The following is a 16525-nucleotide window of genomic DNA, read 5'->3' on the forward strand; positions in this document are numbered from 1 at the left end:
TCACGCCGTGGTGCCGGTGAGCTTCTCCACGAACTCCGTTCAGCTCCGTCGGCTTTTGCCGACGAAGGCCATGGTCGGCACCGCTGTCACGAGCAGGACGATGCCGCCGATGAGCAGTCCTAAGTGGACGGCGTCGGTGAACGCCGGGCCGGCGGATCCGGTGACCGTCGCCTGCAGGGAAGCCGGAAGGCCGGCGGTGCTGCCGCCGTGGCTCGCGCCGTCCACGATCTGCCGCGTGGTTGCGGTGGGTACGCCGCCGTCGAGCAGGCGGTCGGTCAAGTTGTGCGGGAACCGGGTCGTGACGATCGTGCCCAGCACGCTCGGGCCGAGCACGCTGCCCAGCTGCCGGAACATGTTCACCGCGGCACTGGCCATGCCGGCCTGCTGCGTGGGCACGCTGTTCACCGCGGCCGCGGTCGAGGGGGCCACCAGCAGGCCCGAGCCGATGCCGACGATGAGCAGGCCGGGGAACATCGACCCGAATCCCGAGCTCGCCCCGGCCGCCAGCAGGATCAGCGAACCCGCGCCCATGATCACCAGGCCCCCGGTGAGCATCGCGCGGACCCCGACGCGCCGCACGAGCCGCGCGGCCACGGCGCTGACCACGATGTAGGTGCCGAACATGGCCAGCATCCGCAGGCCGGTGGCCAGCGCACCGAGGTGCTGCACGCGTTCGAGGTAGAGCACGCTCAGCAGGGAGATCCCGACGAACCCGAACATCGTCGCGGTCGCGACCCCCATCACCACCGCGAACGACGGGCTCTTGAACAGCCGCAGGTCGAGCATCGGGTCGTGGTGGCGCAGCTCGATGCGCACGAAAGCGATGAGCGACACCAGGAAAACCACGTACGCCGCAACGATCTGCGCGGCCGTGTAACCGACGGACCCGCCTTCGATGATCGCGTAGGTCGCCGACGCGACCACGACCGTGCCGAGCACGACCCCGGCCGGGTCGAGCCGCCGCGTCGGGTGCTTGCTCTCCGGGACCAGCAGCGGCGTGAGCGCGATCGCGACGACGCCGAGCACCACATTGATCAGGAACACCGCGTGCCAGCTCGCGTGGTCGAGCAGGATGCCCGCCACCGGCGGGCCGATCGCGAGGCCCAGCCCGGAACAGCTCGCCCACACGCTGATCGCGCTGGTGCGTTCGCGCGGATCGGTGAACGCGTGGCTCACGATCGACAGGCTGGCCGGCAGGATCGCGGCGCCGCCGATGCCCATCAGCGCCTGCGCGGCGATCAGCAGGCCCGCGCTGTCGGAGAAGAACGCCAGCGCGCTGCTCACGGCGAACACCGCGACGCCGCCGAGGAACACGGCCCGACGGCCGATCAGGTCCCCGAGCGTGCCCGCCGAGAGCACCACGCTCACCACGGCGAGGGTGTACGCGCTGCTCACCCACACCAGCTGGGCCGGCGAGGTGTGCAGATCGGACTGGATGGCCGGCAGCGCGGAGATCAACGACGAGACGTTGACGAACGCCATCATCACGCCGAGGCAGACCACCGCAAGGGCCTGCCACCGGCCTTCGAGGGGCGCGCCGGCCCCGGCTCTCGCGGCCGCCGAGCCGGTCGCGGACATTTGCTGGCTTTCCAAAGGCATAGTCAGCACGCTAGCAGTCTGACTATGCTCGACGCTAGACAGGTAGGGTGAGGTCCATGGCACACACTCAGGAGCCCACGGCGGATCGTCCCGTCGTGTCCCGCATCGGCCGGTTCGCCGACCGGGACGCGTTCACCGCCGAAGGCTGGTGCAAGCTCGAACGCACGCTGGAGCTCGTCGGCACGCGCTCGGCGATGATCCTGCTGCGCGAGGCGTTCTACGGCGGCCGGCGCTTCGACGAGCTCGCCCGCCGCACCGGGCTCAGCGACGCGGTCGCGGCGAAGCGGCTCAAGCAGCTCGTGGACGACGGCCTGCTGCGCCAGCAGCCCTACCAGGAGCCGGGGTCGCGCACCCGCCAGGAATACGTGCTCACCGAGCGCGGCCGCACGCTGTTCCCCGTGGTCGTGGCGATGATGAGCTGGGGTGCCACGCTCGAGGGCCGCGAAGGCGGGGTCGAGCTGGTGCACGCCGAGTGCGGCGAACCGCTCACCGCCGTGGTGCGCTGCGCGGCGGGCCACGACGTCGGCATCGAGGACGCCGCGGCGCAGACCATCCGCGAAGGCCGCAAGGCGCGACGCTCGTAGCCCACGACCGTCCGGCGTGGACCGTCGCAACCTGACGCTCATCACGCGGGCACGAACCGCGGCCCGCTCGCCGCAAAGGCGGCCCGGTTCTCCCGCACGTACTGCCCGACCGACAGCGGCGCCCGGCCACCGACCTTCTCGACGATGTCGTTCGTGCCGGAGAACACGCCGTTGCGGTAGTCGATCGCGACGTTCGACAGGTGCTGCACGAGGTGCGGGTCGGTGCCACGCGCCAGCCCCGAGGCGGCGAACTCCTCGACGCTGATCGGCTCGTAGTGCACGGGGTGACCGAGCTCGGCGGCCATGGCCTTCGCGATCTCGTGGTGGTCGAGCTCGACCGGGCCATGCAGGGAGTACGCGGCACGGTTGTGCGGCTCGGGCTGCACGAGCAGCGCGGCGATCACGCGCGACTGGTCGGCCGCCGCGATCGGCGCGTGGCGGCCCTCGCCGAACGGCAGCCGCAGGTACCCCTCGCCGTCGCGCTTCTCCCACCACAGCTTGAGCCACTCGGCGAAGAACGTCGGCCTGATGTGCGTGGTGAGCAGGTCGGTGCGGTCGAGCAGCCGCTCGCCCAGCCAGTGCTGGCGCGCGGCGTCGCTCCCGGCCTCGCGCCGAGCCGAGATCTGCGACATGTTCACCACCGATCGCACCCCGGCCTCGCTCGCGGCCTGGGCGAAGATCACCGTCGCCTCCAGGAGGCCGGGCAGGATCGGGTGGCAGAAGTACGCGCCACTCACCCCTCGCACCGCGTCGGTCATGCCGTCGAGGTCGTGCAGATCGGCCACCACCACCTCGGCCCCGGCCCTGGCCAGCGCCGCGGACCGGTCGTCCTCACGGCGCACCATCGCCCGCACGCGGTGGCCGCCGTCGAGCAGCAGCCGCAGCGCGCCACCGCCGGTCTTACCGGTCGCGCCGGTGATCAGGAACAGCCTGTCGTCGGTCATCTTCATTGCCTTTCGTCGATCATCGGGCCGGCCCGGCGGCTGCCGTCGCGGGCACCGGCTCACTCAGGCCGCGGCGCCGGTTTCGACGAGGTCGCCCTTCATCAGCCACACCGGGCCTTCGGCGAACGTGGTGGCCTCGGCGAAGAACGCGCCGAAGTACGGACCCTGCGCATGGGCGTTGAACGCGGCGACGTCGGCGTAGACCTCGTTGAGGTAGAAGACGTTCGGGTCGTCCTCGTCGGCGATGACCTCGAACCGCAGGGAACCCGGTTCGTTCGCGAGGGAGTCGGCGCCGGTTTTCCGGGCCACGCGGACGAAATCGTCGCGGTGGCCGGGTTGGACGGTGAAGGAAACGAGGAACTGGTACATCGGCGGATCTCCAGGGGATCGACAGTCCAACGCAGTTCAGTGACTGAACTACGGCGACTGTAGCACGGTGCAGTTCAGTGAGTGAACTAGCGGAGTAGACTGCCGGTATGTCGCTGCCCAGCACCTACGCGGACCGAAACTGCTCCCTGGCGCGAGCCCTGGAGATCGTCGGCGAGCGGTGGACCCTGCTCATCGTCCGCGACTCGTTCTACGGCGTGCGCCGCTTCGGGGACTTCGCCACGCAGCTCGGCATCCCCCGCGCTGTGCTCACCAACCGGCTGAAGCTCCTGGTGCACGAAGGGGTGCTCACGCGGGACGACAGCGCGGGCACGGTGGACTACGTGCTCACCGACAAGGGCGTGGCGCTGTGGCCGATCGTGCGTTCGCTCATCAACTGGGGCGACGAGTTCTACTCGCCCGCCGGCGCGAAGCGCACGCTGCGCCACGACGCGGACGGCGCGCTGCTCGACCACGAGGGCCGGTGTGAGAAGTGCGGCGAGCTGGTCGCGGCCGGCGACGTGCGCATCGAGCCCGGCCCCGGGTTCCGGCCGAGCGACACCGAACCTGACCCGGTGTCGGCCGCGCTCAACGTGCCGCGACGGCTGCTCGACCCGATCTCGACGGCGCGCTGACCACCCGCCGCCGACGACCTCCTGCGGACGTGCGACCACAGTGGACGGCGGTCGCACCGACCGGAGTACCTCCTCGATCCGACTCAAGTCACACGGCGCGCGATCGACTCGGCGACGCCCGCGTTGAGGGTGGCGAGACCTTCGAGGAGAGAACCATGCCCACGACCCACACCCGGCGTTACGTGCTCGCCGCCCGCCCCGCCACCACCACCGGCCCGCTCGAAGACGGCGTGCTGCGCTACGAGGACCACGCGCCCGTGCCCGCGGTGCAGGACGGCCAGGTGCTGGTGCGGGTCGCGTGGCTGTCGCTCGACGTCGCGACCCGCGGCTGGATGAACGACGTGCGCAACTACCTGCCCCCGGCTCCGCTGGGCGAGGCGATGCGCGCGCTCGGCGCCGGCGTAGTCACGCAGTCGCGGCACCCTGATTTCGCCGCCGGCGACCGCGTGTCCGGGCTGCTGGGCTGGCAGGAACACGCGGTGGTCGACGGCTCGACGCTGCGGAAGGTGCCCGAGGGTGTGCCGCTGCAGGCCGCGCTGCACGTGCTCGGCATCTCCGGGCAGACGGCGTGGCTGGGCCTGCACGACATCGGACGGCCCGCGCCGGGTGAGACCGTGGTGGTCACCGCGGCCGCCGGCGCGGTCGGCTCGCTCGCCGTGCAGCTCGCCGTGGCCGCCGGCGCCCGCGTGATCGGGGTCGCCGGCACGCCGGAAAAGTGCGCGCTGGTCAGGGAACTCGGTGCGGTGGACTGCGTGGACTACCGCGAGCAGGACGTCGCGACGGCCATCGCCGAGCTCGCACCCGACCGGGTCGACGTGGTGTTCGACAACGTCGGCGGGGCGATGCTCGACGCGCTCCTGCCGCACCTCGCCGTGAAGGCCCGCGTGGTCCTCTGCGGCGCGGTCTCCCGTTACCGCGAGGGCGGGCCGGCCCCGCTGCGCAACTGGTTCCACCTGCTGCCGAACCGCGTCCGGATGGAGGGGTTCATCTACCTGGACCACGCCGACCGGTTCGACGAGGTCGAGGCCGACCTGCTGCCGCGGGTGCGCGCGGGCGAGCTGCGCTGCCAGGAGCACGTGCTCGACGGTCTGAAAGCCGCGCCCGACGGCATCCGGCTGCTGCTCACCGGCACCAACCACGGCAAGGCGCTGGTGAAGCTGGGCTGAGCTACTCGCCCGGGTCTTCGCCGCGCACGAGGCGTTCGAGGACCTCGGGCCGCACGATCAGCAGGCCACCCTTCGGCAGCCGGCTCAGCACCCCGCGTTCGCGCAACGACCGCAGCGACCGCGCCACCACCTCCCGCACCGAACCCACCGACTGCGCGAGCTCGTGCTGGTCGGTCGTCACCACGAGGCCCTCCGGCCGGCGCACGGCCAGCTCCAGCAGGTGGCGGCTCACGCGTTGGTCGATGGTGCCGAACACGTTGGCGCCCAACGTGTCCACGACCTCGAAGCACACGCGCGCCAGCTGCCGGGCCAGCGACCACGCGACCCGCGCGTCCGTCTGGCCGAAGCGGCGCAGCGTTTCCGCGTTGAGGAAGGAGATCCGGCACTCGGTGATCGCGTAGCCCAGCCACGGCGACCCGTTGGCGACCGCCGACGTGAGGCCGAGGACCTGGCCGGCACCCGCGTAGCGGACGGTGGCGGTGCGGCCGTCCGGTCCACTGAGGACCACGCGGGTGAGTCCCGAGTGGATCAACGCCAGCGTCGGGCGGCTGTCCTCGCCGAGCACGTTGCCGGCCGGCACGGTGAGAACCACGGCTTCCGCGAGCATGGCCGTGCGGACCTCGTCGGGCAGCTCGGCGAGGTGGCTGTGGCGCCACGCCTCGAGCGACCCACTGGGTACCGCACGCATCCCGGAGCCTCTCCACCGGCCGGTTTCGAACCAGACCGACTTTACTCACCGGGCGTACCGGGGCAGCCACTTGTCGCGGCTCGGCCACGGCGTCCGCGGATTCCCGGGCCGCCGGCGATCGACCCGGTCGCCCGGCTCAGCCCCGCGCCAGCACCGCGAGCGGATCGGTGTACCGCGGCTGCCACGCGAGTTCGCGCTGCGCCTTGGCCGGCGTGAGCTGCTGGTCGAGCGCGAACGCGTCGGCGATCGGACCCATTTCGGTGCGTGCCTGCTCGAGCGTGATCGACGTCGTTTTGCCGTCGAGCCCGGCGGCGTGCGCACAGGCCTCGGCGACCTGCTTCGCGGTCGGGTTCACGCCGCCGACCCCCACGTAGACCGAGCCCGCCGGGGCTGCCAGCGCGGCGACGTAGAGCGAGGCGAGGTCGTCGACGTGGACCAGCGCCCAGTGGTTGGTGCCGTCGCCGAGGTAGGCGATGGCGCCGTTGTTCTTGCCGGGCTGCACGAAGAAGGCGTCGATCAGCCGGTTGTCGCCGCCGTAGAGCAGGCCCGGCTGCACGATCACCGGCCGTCCGGTGTGGGCGAGCACGGCGTCTTCCACCGGCTTGCGCCATGCGACGGCGGCCGGCGGCTGCCACGGCGCGGTCTCGTCGACGACGCCGCCGGTGTCGCCGTAGACCCAGGTGCCGCCGGTGTGCACGTAGGTGCCTTCGCCGACGCCGTTCTGCATCGCCGTGGCCGCGGCCAGGTCCTCGTCACCCGAGGAAGCCTGCGCCAGGTGGATCACCGCGTCGGCGCTCGCAGCGGAGCGCGCCAGCACGGCCAGGTCGGTGAGCTCACCGCGCACGGCTTCGGCGCCGGCCGCCTCCACGGCCGCCTCGGCGCGCTCACTGCGGGCGAGCGCGGCCACGGTGTGGCCCTGCTTCACCAGCTCGGCGATCGTGGCCCGGCCGATGTAGCCGGATCCGCCGGTCAGGAAGACCTTCATCACTGCTCCTTCTGCTCGGTACCCCTTCACTGTGCTGCCGAGCCGGTGCGCACGTCCAAGACCTGTTCCGCCGTCTGTGATACCTCGTGGGCATCACCGAGTGATCCGCGGAACACTCACGCCCGCCGCGGAGTTGAGCGTGGCATGAGCCAACTCGTGGACCGCACGATCACCGCCCTGCGCACCGAGCACGACACGCTCGCCGACCTCGTCCGGAACCTCACCGACGACCAGCTGGCCCAGCCCAGCGGCGCTGCCGAGTGGACGGTCGCGCAGGCCCTCTCCCACCTCGGCAGCGGCGCCGAGATCGGCCGCGCGCCGATCGCCCGCGCGGCCGGCGAGACCGTGGCCGCCGAGGACAACCCGACGATCTGGGCCCGGTGGGACGGGTCCTCCCCGCGTGAGCAGGCCGAAGGTTTCCTCGCGCACAACGCCCGCTGGCTCGACACGGTCGAGGCGCTCACGCCCGAGCAGCGCTCGTCGCTGACCGTCGACCTCGGGTTCCTGCCCGAGCCCGTGCCGCTGCTGACCGCCGTGGGCATGCGGCTCAGCGAGGTGGCCAACCACTCGTGGGACGTGCGCGTGGCGTTCGACAAGACCGCCGGCGTGAACGCCGACTCGGCCGCGGTCCTCGTGGACCTCTACGCCGGACCCGTCGGGTTCATGCTGGGCTTCCTGGCCAAGCCGGCCGAACTCTCGGCCCCGGCCTCCCTCGCGATCCCCGGCGGCGCCCTCGTGATCGACGATGCCGTGACGTTGGTCGACCACCTCGAATCACCGTCGGCCACCTTCAACGGCCCGGCCGAGGCCTTCGTCCGCCTGATCAGCGGCCGCCTCAAGGCCCCCTACGACACCGGCGTGACCGTCGAGGGCACCCTCACCCTGGACGACCTGCGCCGCGTTTTCCCCGGCTTCTGACCCGGCTGCCGAAGCTCAACCGAGCGGGCTGACCGAGCCGGACCACGGTCAGCCCGCTGTCGCACTCTCGCGCGATAACCTTCGTCCGTGATCGGCTCTGGGGTGTGCGAATTGCCGCACGAAGTGGGCGAATTCGAACCGGCGATGGTGTTCGTGCCACAACTCGTGGTCGGCTGAGAACACGTGGCCGTCGACGAACCACCGGCCGTCCGGGTCCTGCGGTGGGTGTTGTGGCTGGAGGTCCTCACCGCCTTGCTGGCGGTGGGCTTCGCGGTCGCCGAACTCGGGGACAGCAGCGGCTGGTGGCGGGGGTTCCTCGTCGGCGGCGTGGTGCTCGACGTGGCCGCCGCGGCGTTGTTCGCGACGTGCGCGGTCGCGCTCGGCGGGGGTGCGCGGTGGGTTCTGCACACCATGACCACCCTCGCCGTGCTCATCGGTGCCCAGGGAATCGGGCTAGCGCTGAACGGACACTTCTTCGCGGTCCCCGCCGCGGTGCTCGCGTTCACGCACCTTCGGGCCGGGCGGCTCGGCATCGCGGGCTGGTTCGACGCCTGAGCCGAGCGCTCACGTCCGCTCCACCACTCCCCGGACCCGGCGCGCCGACCGCGGAATCCACGTCCACATCGCGCCCGCCGCGGCGAAGCCGACCAGGCCGCTCGCCACGATGCCGAGCCCGAGCCCCGCCAGTGCGGTCACCGCGGCCAGCAGCAGCGGCCCGAGGCCGGTGCCGACGTCGGCCAGTTCGTTCCAGATGCCGAGGTGTGTGGGGCGGCCGACAGTCGGCGACACGTCGGCGCCGAGCGTCATCACGATGCCCGAGCCGATGCCGTTGCCGAAGCCCATGACCATGGCCACGAGGCCCAGCAGCACCGGCCCGTGCGTGAACGGCATGAGCACGAAGGAAACCCCGAGCACGAACGACGACGGCACGGCGACCCACCGCCGGCCGCGCCGGTCCATCAGCTTGCCGGCCGGGTAGAAGACCAGGGCGTCGATCGCGCCGGCGAAGCCGTAGATGAGTGAGCTGACCGTGGGCGAGAGGCCGAGGTGTGCCGCCCAAAGCGGGACCACGGTCTGGCGCGTCTGGCGGATCGCCGAGAGGAGCAGGATGCCGACGCCGAGCGTCGCGTACACCCGCCACTTCTGCTTGGCCATCCCCCACGTGGTGATCGACGCCGCGGCCGCGCGGTGTTCCTCGGTCGTCTCCAGGTCGGGCACGCGGTAGGCGACCACGCCGGCGGCGACCACGGCCACGAGGCTCAGGTAGTACGCACCCGCCGGGCCCCAGATCTGCATCGCGGCGGCCCCGCCGAACGGCCCCACGAACAACCCGACGCGCATCGTGCCGCCGAGCGTCGACAACGCCCGGGCCCGCATGTGCAGCGGTACCGCTTCCGTGAGGTACGACTGGCGGGCCAGGCCGTAGACCGAGCCGGCGGCGCCGATGAGCAGCACGCCGGCGCCGTAGATCACCAGCGCCGACTGACCTGAGCCGATGTTCACCAGGCACAGCGCCAGCCCCACCGCCGACACGAACGCCGCCAGCAGCATCGACTTCCGCTCACCCACGCGGGTCGCGAGGATGCCCGCCGGGATGTTCGTGATCAGCGCGCCGATCCCGATCAACGCGCCGATGAGCGCCGCCACCGAGGTGGTGGCGCCGCGGTCGATCGCGCTGATCGCAACCACCGGCAGCATCGAACCTTCCGCCAGCCCGAACAACGCGGCCGGGCCGTACACCGCGACGGCCACCGACCGCAGCCGGAACTCTTCAGCCACGCCCGGCCACCGCCACGGTGCCCGCACCACGCCCGGATCCGTCCGCTCTGCGAGCGAGCGGGTGCCGCAGAGCGAGGAGTCCTGGTATTTCGGCCACGAGAAGTCCTGAGCTCACGGCCCGATCTTCGCAAGCCCGCCCGCGTCACCGGCCCGCTCGTGTCCAGTGCCACACAAACCCGGCGGAGAACACGACAATGTTCGTGCAACGGACGTTTCCCGCCCGCGGCGTGGTCAGAACTTGTCGACGTCCACAATGGCCTTCGCGAACGGCTGGGGTGCTTCCTGCGGAACGTTGTGCCCGATTCCGGTGAACGTGCGGTGCTCGTACTTGCCGGTGAACTTGTCGCGGTACGCCTTGCCGTCGGCCGCGGCGGCGTCGAAGTCACTGCCGATGGTGATCGTCGGGACGCCGATGGTGGGCGCGGTGGCGAGCTTGCGCTCGTACTGGTCGTACTGCGGTTCACCCGGCGCGAGGCTCAGCCGCCAGCGGTAGTTGTGCTCGACGATCGCCACGTGGTCGGGGTTGTCGAACGCGCTCGCCGTGCGGTCGTAGGTCGCGTCGTCGAAGTCCCACTTCGGCGAAACGTTCTTCCAGATCAGCTTGTTGAAGTCGTGCCGGTACTTCGCGTAGCCCGCCACCCCGCGGTCGGTGGCGAGGTAGTACTGGTACCACCAGCCGTACTCGGCGAGCGGGGCCAGCGGCTGTTTGTTGGCTTCCAGGTTGTTGATGCCGTAGCCACTCACCGCCACCATCGCCTTCACGCGCTCGGGCCACAGCGCCGCGATCACGTCGACCGTGCGCACCCCCCAGTCGTAACCGCCGAACACCACCCGGTCGAGGTGCAGCGCGTCCATCATCGCGACGATGTCGAGCGCGACCGCCGCCTGCTGTCCATTGCGGACGGTGTCCTTCGACAGGAATGTCGTGGGCCCGAAGCCGCGCAGGAACGGCGCGAACACGTGGTAGCCGGCCGCGGCGAGCAGCGGGCCGACGTCGACGTAGCTGTGCGGGTCGTACGGCCAGCCGTGGAGCAGGATCACCGGCTTGCCGGTGGCCGGGCCCCACTCGGCGTACCCGACGTCGAGCAGGCCGGCCTTCACCTGCTTGATCGTGCCGAGCGAGGTGTTCTTGCCGGACCCGGCCCTGAGGTCGGCGCCGGGAGCCGCCGACGGGGCCGCCGCCGACGCGCCCTGCCCGGTGGAACACGCGGCCAGCGAGGCCGCGGCCGCTGTCGCAGCGAAGGCCTGACCGAACTGCCTTCGGTTGATCATCGAAACTCCCTGAGGGATAGTGCTTTTGCGTGGACACCGGAAGCCTATGTGGACAGTGATCTTCCCGGCGAGCGTCAGGTGACGCTGTCGGTGTACGTCATCACCACGGTCGCCCGTCGACCCCGAACGCCTCGCCGTCCGGTCACTTTTCCGACGCGGCAAGGGTTCCGTGCACGGTGATCGTCTCGCCGTGGCGCACGAGCCGGATGTCCGGCAGCCGGCGCCGCAGCCAGTCGAGCACGAAGTAGTTGGCGCCCAGCACATCGCAGCGCACCTTCGTCGACCCGCCGTTCGCGAGGCAGGACGTGAGCTCCCGCAGCAGTCTTCGGCCGATGCCGCGGTACTGGTAGGCCTCGGCCACCACGATGCCGATGTCCACCGCGCCCCCGCCGGCGTCGGTCGCCATCAGGTGCCCGACCACGGTGTCGCCGTCGAACGCGAGCAACACGACCTGGCCGGGCGCCACCGTGGTCATGAGGCGGAGCAGCGCCGGGGAAACGTGGCGGATCCCGGAGAAGAACCGGTGGTAGCGGCTGGCGAGCGGCAGTCCGACGAGGAACCGGCCCACGGGTTCCCCGTCACTCGCCCTCGGCCCGCGCACGACCAGCCGCGCCGCCAGCGCGGGATCAGGCGCCATGAACACTCACAGCGTCGGCACCGGCAATCCCAGGGCCTTCGCCGATTCCGCCCGCATCTCGATCTTGCGGATCTTCCCGGTGACCGTGGTCGGGAACTGCTCGACCAGGCGCACGTACCGCGGGATCTTGTAGTGCGCCAGCTTTCCGGTCGCGAACGCGCGGATCGCGGCGGCGTCGAGCGGCGCCGCGCCCGCCCGCACCTTGATGCACGCGCACAGTTCCTCGCCGAACCGCTCGTCGGGCACGCCGACCACCTGCACGTCCTCGATGTCCGGATGGGTGTAGAGGAACTCCTCGATCTCGCGCGGATAGACGTTCTCGCCGCCGCGGATCACCATGTCCTTGATCCGGCCGACGATGAGCGCGTAGCCGTCTTCCCGCATCACGGCGAGGTCGCCGGTGTGCATCCAGCCGTCCGCGTCGAGCACGTCCGCCGTGCGCTCCGGGTCCTGCCAGTACCCGATCATCACCGAGTAGCCCCGGGTGCAGAACTCCCCCGGCCGGCCGCGGTCCACCGTCTCCCCCGTTTCCGGATCGACGATCTTGATCTCCACGTGCGGGTGCACCCGGCCGATCGTCGCGGTCCGGCGGTCGAGGTCGTCGTCGACCAGGGTCTGGCACGACACCGGCGAGGTCTCCGTCATGCCGTACGCGATGGACACCTCGGCCAGGTGCATCTCGGTGACGCAGCGCTTCATCACCTCGACCGGGCACGGCGCGCCGGCCATGATCCCGGTGCGCAGCGAGCTGAGGTCGTACTCGGCGAACGCGGGCAGCGCCTGCATGCCGATGAACATCGTGGGCACGCCGTACACCGCGGTGCACCGTTCGTCCTGAATGGACTTCAGCGTGGTCGCCGCATCGAACGCCGGGCCCGGGATCACCATCGTGGCGCCGTGGGTGGTGCAGCCGAGGTTGGCCATCACCATGCCGAAGCAGTGGTAGAACGGCACCGGGATCGCGAGCCGGTCCTCCGGCGTGAAGCCGATGGTCTCGGTCACGAAGAAGCCGTTGTTGAGGATGTTGCGGTGGCTCAGCGTGGCACCCTTGGGAAAGCCGGTGGTGCCGGACGTGTACTGGATGTTGATCGGATCGTGCGGGCTCAGCGACGCCAGGCGGCCGGCGAGGTCCTCGGCACCGGTCGCGCAGTCGAGCAGCTGCGGCCAGTCGTCCGTGTCGAGGTACACGACCGTGCGCACCGCGGTGCCGGCGCGGACCTCGTCGATCATCGCCCCGTAGTCGCTGGTCTTGAACGTGCTGGCGGAGATCAGCAGCGTCACGCCCGACTGTTCGAGGGCGAACGCCAGCTCGTGCGTGCGGTAGGCGGGGTTGATGTTGACCAGGACCGCGCCGATCTTCGCGGTGGCGTACTGCGTGATCGTCCACTCGGCACAGTTCGGCGCCCAGATGCCCACCCGGTCGCCCTTTGCGACGCCGACGGCCATCAGCGCCCGGGCGAGCGCGTCGACGTCGGCGTTGAGCTCGGTGTAGGTCCACCGCCGTCCGGTGGCGAACTCGACCAGGGCCTCGCGGTCACCGTGGGCGGCGACGGTGCGTTCGAAGTTCTCCCCGATCGTCTCTTCGAGCAGGGCCGGACTTTCGGCGCCGCGGGCGTAGGAGAGCATGCTCCACTCCGATCACTTGAGTTCGGCGGACGACTTGCCGAGCAGCCGGCGCGCCACGATGAGCTGCTGGATCTGCTGCGTGCCTTCGAAGATGTCCATGATCTTCGCGTCACGCGCCCATTTCTCCAGCAGCGAGTGCTCCGAATAGCCGAGGTTGCCGGCGAGTGCGACGCAGCCGAGCGCGATGTCCGTGGCGCTGCGGCCGGCTTTCGCCTTGGCCATCGACGCGTGTTTCGAGTTCGGCCGCGCGTTGTCCGCCAGCCAGGCCGCTTCCAGTGTGAGCAGGTAGGCCGCTTCGTAGTCGGCCTCCAGGTCCAGGAAGGTCGCGACGGCCGCGGGTTGACGCGGGCCGGCGCGGTCGTAGTCGACGGTGAAGCCGGCCTCGGTGAGCAGCGTGCGCGTCTCGTCGAGCGCGGCACGAGCCACGCCGACGGCCATCGCCGCGACCAGCGGGCGGGTGTTGTCGAACGTCTGCAGCACCCCGGCGAACCCGCGCTCGACGTCGACCTCCGGGTCACCGAGCAGGTTCTCCCGCGGCACCCGCACGTGGTCCAGCCGGAGCTGCGCGGTGTCCGACGCGCGGATGCCGAGCTTGTGTTCCAGCCGCACCACCTCGAACCCCGGCGTGCCCTTCTCGACCACGAACGACTTGATCGCGGCCCGCCCCAGCGTGCGGTCGAGCGTCGCCCACACCACGACGACGTCGGCGCGCTCGCCCGAGGTCACGAAGATCTTCTCGCCGTTGAGCACGTAGTGGTCGCCGTCGAGCACGGCGGTGGTGCGGATCGCGGCCGAGTCGGACCCGGCGTCCGGCTCGGTGATGGCCATCGCCGCCCACTTGCCGGCGAACCGCCGCGCCTGCTCGGCGTTCGCCACCGAGGCGATCGCGGCGTTGCCGAGGCCCAGCCGCGGCAACGACAGCAGCAGCCCGGCGTCACCCCAGCACAGCTCCATGATGCCGAGCACACTGGCGAGATTCCGGCCGTTGCGGACCTGGCCGGCGGCTCGACTGGTGGCGCGGCCGGTGGCACGGCCGGGATCAACGCCGCGGTCCGGCACCCGGCCGCCGCGGCCGGCCGTGTTCAAGCTGTCGGCGAGCGGCTCGAGCGCGTCGAGCTCCGGCGGGCGCGTGTGCTCGGCGCGGTCGTTGCGCCGCGACCCCGGCCGCAGCAGGTGTTCGGCCGTCCGGTGGACCTGTCCGACCACTGTGGACAGTGACTCCGGCACTTCGAGGTGGATCACTGAGCTGCTCCTTGCGTACCGGGGTCAGACGAGCACGACGCCGCTGGCGACGCCGACCGCGCGCAGGTCGCGGTACCAGCGTTCGACGGGGTGTTCGCGGGTGTAGCCGTGGCCGCCGAGCAGCTGCACGCCGTCGTTGCCGATGCGCATGCCCTGGGCCGCGCACAGCCGGCGCGCGAGCTCGGTCTCGCGGGCGAACGGCAGCCCGGCGTCGGCGCGCGCGGCCGCTCGGTAGGCCGCCAGCCGCATGCCTTCGAGCTCGATCGCGATGTCGGCGACCTTGAACGCCACGCCCTGCCGGTGGCTCACCGGCTCGCCGAAGGCGACCCGCTCGTTCACGTACGGGATCACGTAGTCGAGCACCGCCTGCGCGGTGCCCACCGCGAGCCCGCACCAGGCCAGCCGCGACAGCCGCACGCACTCGGCGTACGCGGCCGGCTCGGCGTCACCCAGCAGGGCCGTTTCCGGTACGGCGACCGCGGCCAGGTCTAGCCGCCCGGTGCCCGCCGCGCGCAGGCCCATCGCGGGCTCGGGCTCCACGCGCACGCCCGGCGTGGCCGCTTCGACCACGAACAACGCGGGCCCGTGGCCTTCGAGCTCCGCCGCGACCACGAACAGCTCGGCCTGCGCGGCCCGCGGCACGAGCGACTTCGCACCGTCGAGCACGAACCCGCTCGTCGTGCGGCGCGCGAGCGTGCGCAACTCGAACGGGTCGAACAAGGCATGCGGCTCGAGGATGGCGAGAGCCGCCGCCGGCCCGTTCTCCCCGGCGAACGCGGGCAGGTACGCCGCCTGCGCCTCGCCGCTGCCCCACAGCACGAGCGCCGTGCTGACCGCCGAGGACGCGAGGCACGCCACGGCGAGCCCCAAGTCACCGCCGGCCAGGGCCTCGGTGACCAGCAGGGCCGTGACCGCGGACCGCTCGGTGGCCACCCCGCCCAGCTCCTCGGGCACGCCGAGCAGGCCGAGCCCGAGCTCCGCGGACTTGGTGACCAGGTCATCGGGGGCCGCGCACGCCGCGTCGGCCTCGCTCGCCCTGGCCCGCAGGTGCTCGGCGGCGAACTCGGCGACGGTGTCGCGGATCAGCCGCTGGTCCTCCGTCGGGGTGAAGTCGAGCAGGTCGGGCGGGGTGCCGAAACCGAGCCGGCAGGGCTCAAGGCTGGCCATGACGAGTCTCCTGATGTGCTGAATCGGGTCCTGAGGAGAAGCTCAGGCCTGCGTGCTGCGCGCCCGGCGGCGAGCCGGGGCGGGCGCCTGGCCGAGGCCGGCGATCAACGCGTCGAGGCCCAGGCGCCAGCGGCGGTCCACCGCCTGCTTCGAGCCGCCCAGCCGGCCGGCGCTCTCGGCCGAGGCGATGCCCTGGACGTAGGCGAAGAAGACGTGGGCGATGTCGGTGGCGTCCGCGGTGAACACCCCCGCGTCGACCGCCGTGCGCACGTGGTGCACGAAGATCTTGCGCACCTTCACCCCGGCCTTGTCCTCGGCCCGCGTCGGGTCGAAATCGGTGAACGGCCGGGCGAACATGATCTCGGCCAGCACCGGGTTCGCCACCACGAACCCGCGGAACGCCTCGGCCAGCTGCCGCAGCGCCTCGAGCGGGTCGCCGGTGGCCGGCAGCGCCGCCAGGTCGTCGCCCAGCCGCCGGAAGCCCTCGAAGAACACCTCGCGGACCAGGCCCGCCTTGTCGCCGAACACCTCGTAGATGGCCGGCACCGAGGCTTCGGCCCGGCGCGCGACCGTGCGTGTGGTCAGCCCCGCCACGCCTTCCTCGGCGAGCACCGCGAGCGCACTGGCGAGCCCACGCTCGCGCAGCGCTTCGGTGCGTTGCTTCACCCGGGGCACAGCGCGATCGTAACACTCTGCCTCCTTGGTGTGAACCGACGTTACGGAACGTCGATACGGAACAACGTTACGCTTGCCGCCACTATGCCCAAGGCGCGCGGCCCGCCGCTACCCTTGAACGGGGGTAATCGCGTTGTCGCCTCCGGGAGCCTCTGTCACGATCACGCGCATTCCCCTTGTCTGCCAAGGAAATCACGCGAGGAGAGCGGTGTACGTCACCTGGACAGCCCGCCGGGCCGGAG

17 protein-coding genes are annotated in these 16525 nt (G+C 71.3%); 5 read left to right on the plus strand and 12 right to left on the minus strand.

Features of this window, described 5'->3' with window-relative positions; genetic code table 11:
- Positions 1-39: 39 nt before the first annotated feature.
- Positions 40-1599 carry an MFS transporter gene (locus VSH64_RS25330; RefSeq protein ID WP_326565168.1) on the minus strand — a complete coding sequence of 520 codons (1560 nt, stop codon included), beginning with the start codon at positions 1597-1599 and terminating at the stop codon, positions 40-42.
- Positions 1600-1655: 56 nt separating this feature from the next.
- On the opposite strand from VSH64_RS25330, the gene VSH64_RS25335 reads away from it, so the two are divergent.
- Positions 1656-2183 carry a winged helix-turn-helix transcriptional regulator gene (locus VSH64_RS25335; RefSeq protein ID WP_326565169.1) on the plus strand — a complete coding sequence of 176 codons (528 nt, stop codon included), beginning with the start codon at positions 1656-1658 and terminating at the stop codon, positions 2181-2183.
- Between the two features lie 41 nt (positions 2184-2224).
- Here the strand turns inward: VSH64_RS25335 and VSH64_RS25340 are convergent, their stop codons facing one another.
- Positions 2225-3127: an NmrA family NAD(P)-binding protein gene (locus tag VSH64_RS25340; protein ID WP_326565170.1), complete on the minus strand. Its 903-nt coding sequence runs from the start codon at positions 3125-3127 to the stop codon at positions 2225-2227.
- A gap of 63 nt (positions 3128-3190) precedes the next feature.
- On the minus strand, positions 3191-3496 hold the full coding sequence (locus VSH64_RS25345; RefSeq protein WP_326565171.1) for a putative quinol monooxygenase: 306 nt from the start codon (positions 3494-3496) through the stop codon (positions 3191-3193).
- Between the two features lie 107 nt (positions 3497-3603).
- Between VSH64_RS25345 and VSH64_RS25350 the strand changes: the two genes are divergently transcribed.
- Together VSH64_RS25350 and VSH64_RS25355 are read left to right on the plus strand one after the other, a co-directional pair.
- The gene (locus tag VSH64_RS25350; RefSeq protein WP_326565172.1) at positions 3604-4128 is read left to right on the plus strand and encodes a winged helix-turn-helix transcriptional regulator; all 525 of its coding nucleotides are present in this window, start codon (positions 3604-3606) and stop codon (positions 4126-4128) included.
- A 155-nt stretch (positions 4129-4283) separates the two neighbouring features.
- Positions 4284-5294: an NADP-dependent oxidoreductase gene (locus VSH64_RS25355; protein WP_326565173.1), complete on the plus strand. Its 1011-nt coding sequence runs from the start codon at positions 4284-4286 to the stop codon at positions 5292-5294.
- A 1-nt stretch (position 5295) separates the two neighbouring features.
- On the opposite strand, the gene VSH64_RS25360 is transcribed toward VSH64_RS25355, so the two are convergent.
- A complete protein-coding gene (locus tag VSH64_RS25360) occupies positions 5296-5982 on the minus strand; it encodes a Crp/Fnr family transcriptional regulator (RefSeq protein ID WP_326565174.1) in 687 nt (228 codons plus the stop codon).
- Between the two features lie 136 nt (positions 5983-6118).
- Entirely contained in the window at positions 6119-6967 is an 849-nt protein-coding gene (locus VSH64_RS25365) for an NAD-dependent epimerase/dehydratase family protein (protein ID WP_326565175.1), read from the minus strand.
- 144 nt (positions 6968-7111) lie between these two features.
- Between VSH64_RS25365 and VSH64_RS25370 the strand changes: the two genes are divergently transcribed.
- A complete protein-coding gene (locus tag VSH64_RS25370; RefSeq protein WP_326565176.1) occupies positions 7112-7885 on the plus strand; it encodes a maleylpyruvate isomerase family mycothiol-dependent enzyme in 774 nt (257 codons plus the stop codon).
- Positions 7886-8068: 183 nt separating this feature from the next.
- Positions 8069-8440, plus strand: coding sequence for a hypothetical protein (locus VSH64_RS25375; protein ID WP_326565177.1), 372 nt, complete (start codon positions 8069-8071; stop codon positions 8438-8440).
- Between the two features lie 9 nt (positions 8441-8449).
- Here VSH64_RS25375 and VSH64_RS25380 read toward each other — a convergent pair whose 3' ends face one another.
- The 7 genes from VSH64_RS25380 to VSH64_RS25410 form a co-directional block, all read right to left on the minus strand.
- On the minus strand, positions 8450-9664 hold the full coding sequence (locus VSH64_RS25380) for an MFS transporter (RefSeq protein WP_326565178.1): 1215 nt from the start codon (positions 9662-9664) through the stop codon (positions 8450-8452).
- Between the two features lie 231 nt (positions 9665-9895).
- Entirely contained in the window at positions 9896-10936 is a 1041-nt protein-coding gene (locus VSH64_RS25385; RefSeq protein WP_326565179.1) for an alpha/beta fold hydrolase, read from the minus strand.
- Positions 10937-11078: 142 nt separating this feature from the next.
- Positions 11079-11573, minus strand: coding sequence for a GNAT family N-acetyltransferase (locus tag VSH64_RS25390; RefSeq protein WP_326565180.1), 495 nt, complete (start codon positions 11571-11573; stop codon positions 11079-11081).
- A 6-nt stretch (positions 11574-11579) separates the two neighbouring features.
- A complete protein-coding gene (locus VSH64_RS25395) occupies positions 11580-13199 on the minus strand; it encodes an AMP-binding protein (RefSeq protein ID WP_326565181.1) in 1620 nt (539 codons plus the stop codon).
- 12 nt (positions 13200-13211) lie between these two features.
- Positions 13212-14441 carry an acyl-CoA dehydrogenase family protein gene (locus tag VSH64_RS25400; protein ID WP_326565182.1) on the minus strand — a complete coding sequence of 410 codons (1230 nt, stop codon included), beginning with the start codon at positions 14439-14441 and terminating at the stop codon, positions 13212-13214.
- A gap of 24 nt (positions 14442-14465) precedes the next feature.
- Positions 14466-15608, minus strand: coding sequence for an acyl-CoA dehydrogenase family protein (locus VSH64_RS25405; protein ID WP_326565183.1), 1143 nt, complete (start codon positions 15606-15608; stop codon positions 14466-14468).
- 42 nt (positions 15609-15650) lie between these two features.
- Positions 15651-16283, minus strand: a complete 633-nt coding sequence (locus VSH64_RS25410) for a TetR/AcrR family transcriptional regulator (RefSeq protein WP_326565184.1) — start codon at positions 16281-16283, stop codon at positions 15651-15653.
- Positions 16284-16525 lie beyond the last annotated feature (242 nt).

Origin of the sequence: Amycolatopsis rhabdoformis, assembly GCF_035918295.1 — a bacterium.
Lineage (GTDB): Bacteria > Actinomycetota > Actinomycetes > Mycobacteriales > Pseudonocardiaceae > Amycolatopsis > Amycolatopsis rhabdoformis.

Bases quoted from the DNA above. Each gene is read 5' to 3' on its own strand.
- VSH64_RS25330 (WP_326565168.1), bottom strand. From the start codon at position 1,599: ATGCCTTTGGAAAGCCAGCAAATGTCCGCGACCGGCTCGGCGGCCGCG.
- VSH64_RS25335 (WP_326565169.1), top strand. From the start codon at position 1,656: ATGGCACACACTCAGGAGCCCACGGCGGATCGTCCCGTCGTGTCCCGC.
- VSH64_RS25340 (WP_326565170.1), bottom strand. From the start codon at position 3,127: ATGACCGACGACAGGCTGTTCCTGATCACCGGCGCGACCGGTAAGACC.
- VSH64_RS25345 (WP_326565171.1), bottom strand. From the start codon at position 3,496: ATGTACCAGTTCCTCGTTTCCTTCACCGTCCAACCCGGCCACCGCGAC.
- VSH64_RS25350 (WP_326565172.1), top strand. From the start codon at position 3,604: ATGTCGCTGCCCAGCACCTACGCGGACCGAAACTGCTCCCTGGCGCGA.
- VSH64_RS25355 (WP_326565173.1), top strand. From the start codon at position 4,284: ATGCCCACGACCCACACCCGGCGTTACGTGCTCGCCGCCCGCCCCGCC.
- VSH64_RS25360 (WP_326565174.1), bottom strand. From the start codon at position 5,982: ATGCGTGCGGTACCCAGTGGGTCGCTCGAGGCGTGGCGCCACAGCCAC.
- VSH64_RS25365 (WP_326565175.1), bottom strand. From the start codon at position 6,967: ATGAAGGTCTTCCTGACCGGCGGATCCGGCTACATCGGCCGGGCCACG.
- VSH64_RS25370 (WP_326565176.1), top strand. From the start codon at position 7,112: ATGAGCCAACTCGTGGACCGCACGATCACCGCCCTGCGCACCGAGCAC.
- VSH64_RS25385 (WP_326565179.1), bottom strand. From the start codon at position 10,936: ATGATCAACCGAAGGCAGTTCGGTCAGGCCTTCGCTGCGACAGCGGCC.
- VSH64_RS25390 (WP_326565180.1), bottom strand. From the start codon at position 11,573: ATGGCGCCTGATCCCGCGCTGGCGGCGCGGCTGGTCGTGCGCGGGCCG.
- VSH64_RS25395 (WP_326565181.1), bottom strand. From the start codon at position 13,199: ATGCTCTCCTACGCCCGCGGCGCCGAAAGTCCGGCCCTGCTCGAAGAG.
- VSH64_RS25405 (WP_326565183.1), bottom strand. From the start codon at position 15,608: ATGGCCAGCCTTGAGCCCTGCCGGCTCGGTTTCGGCACCCCGCCCGAC.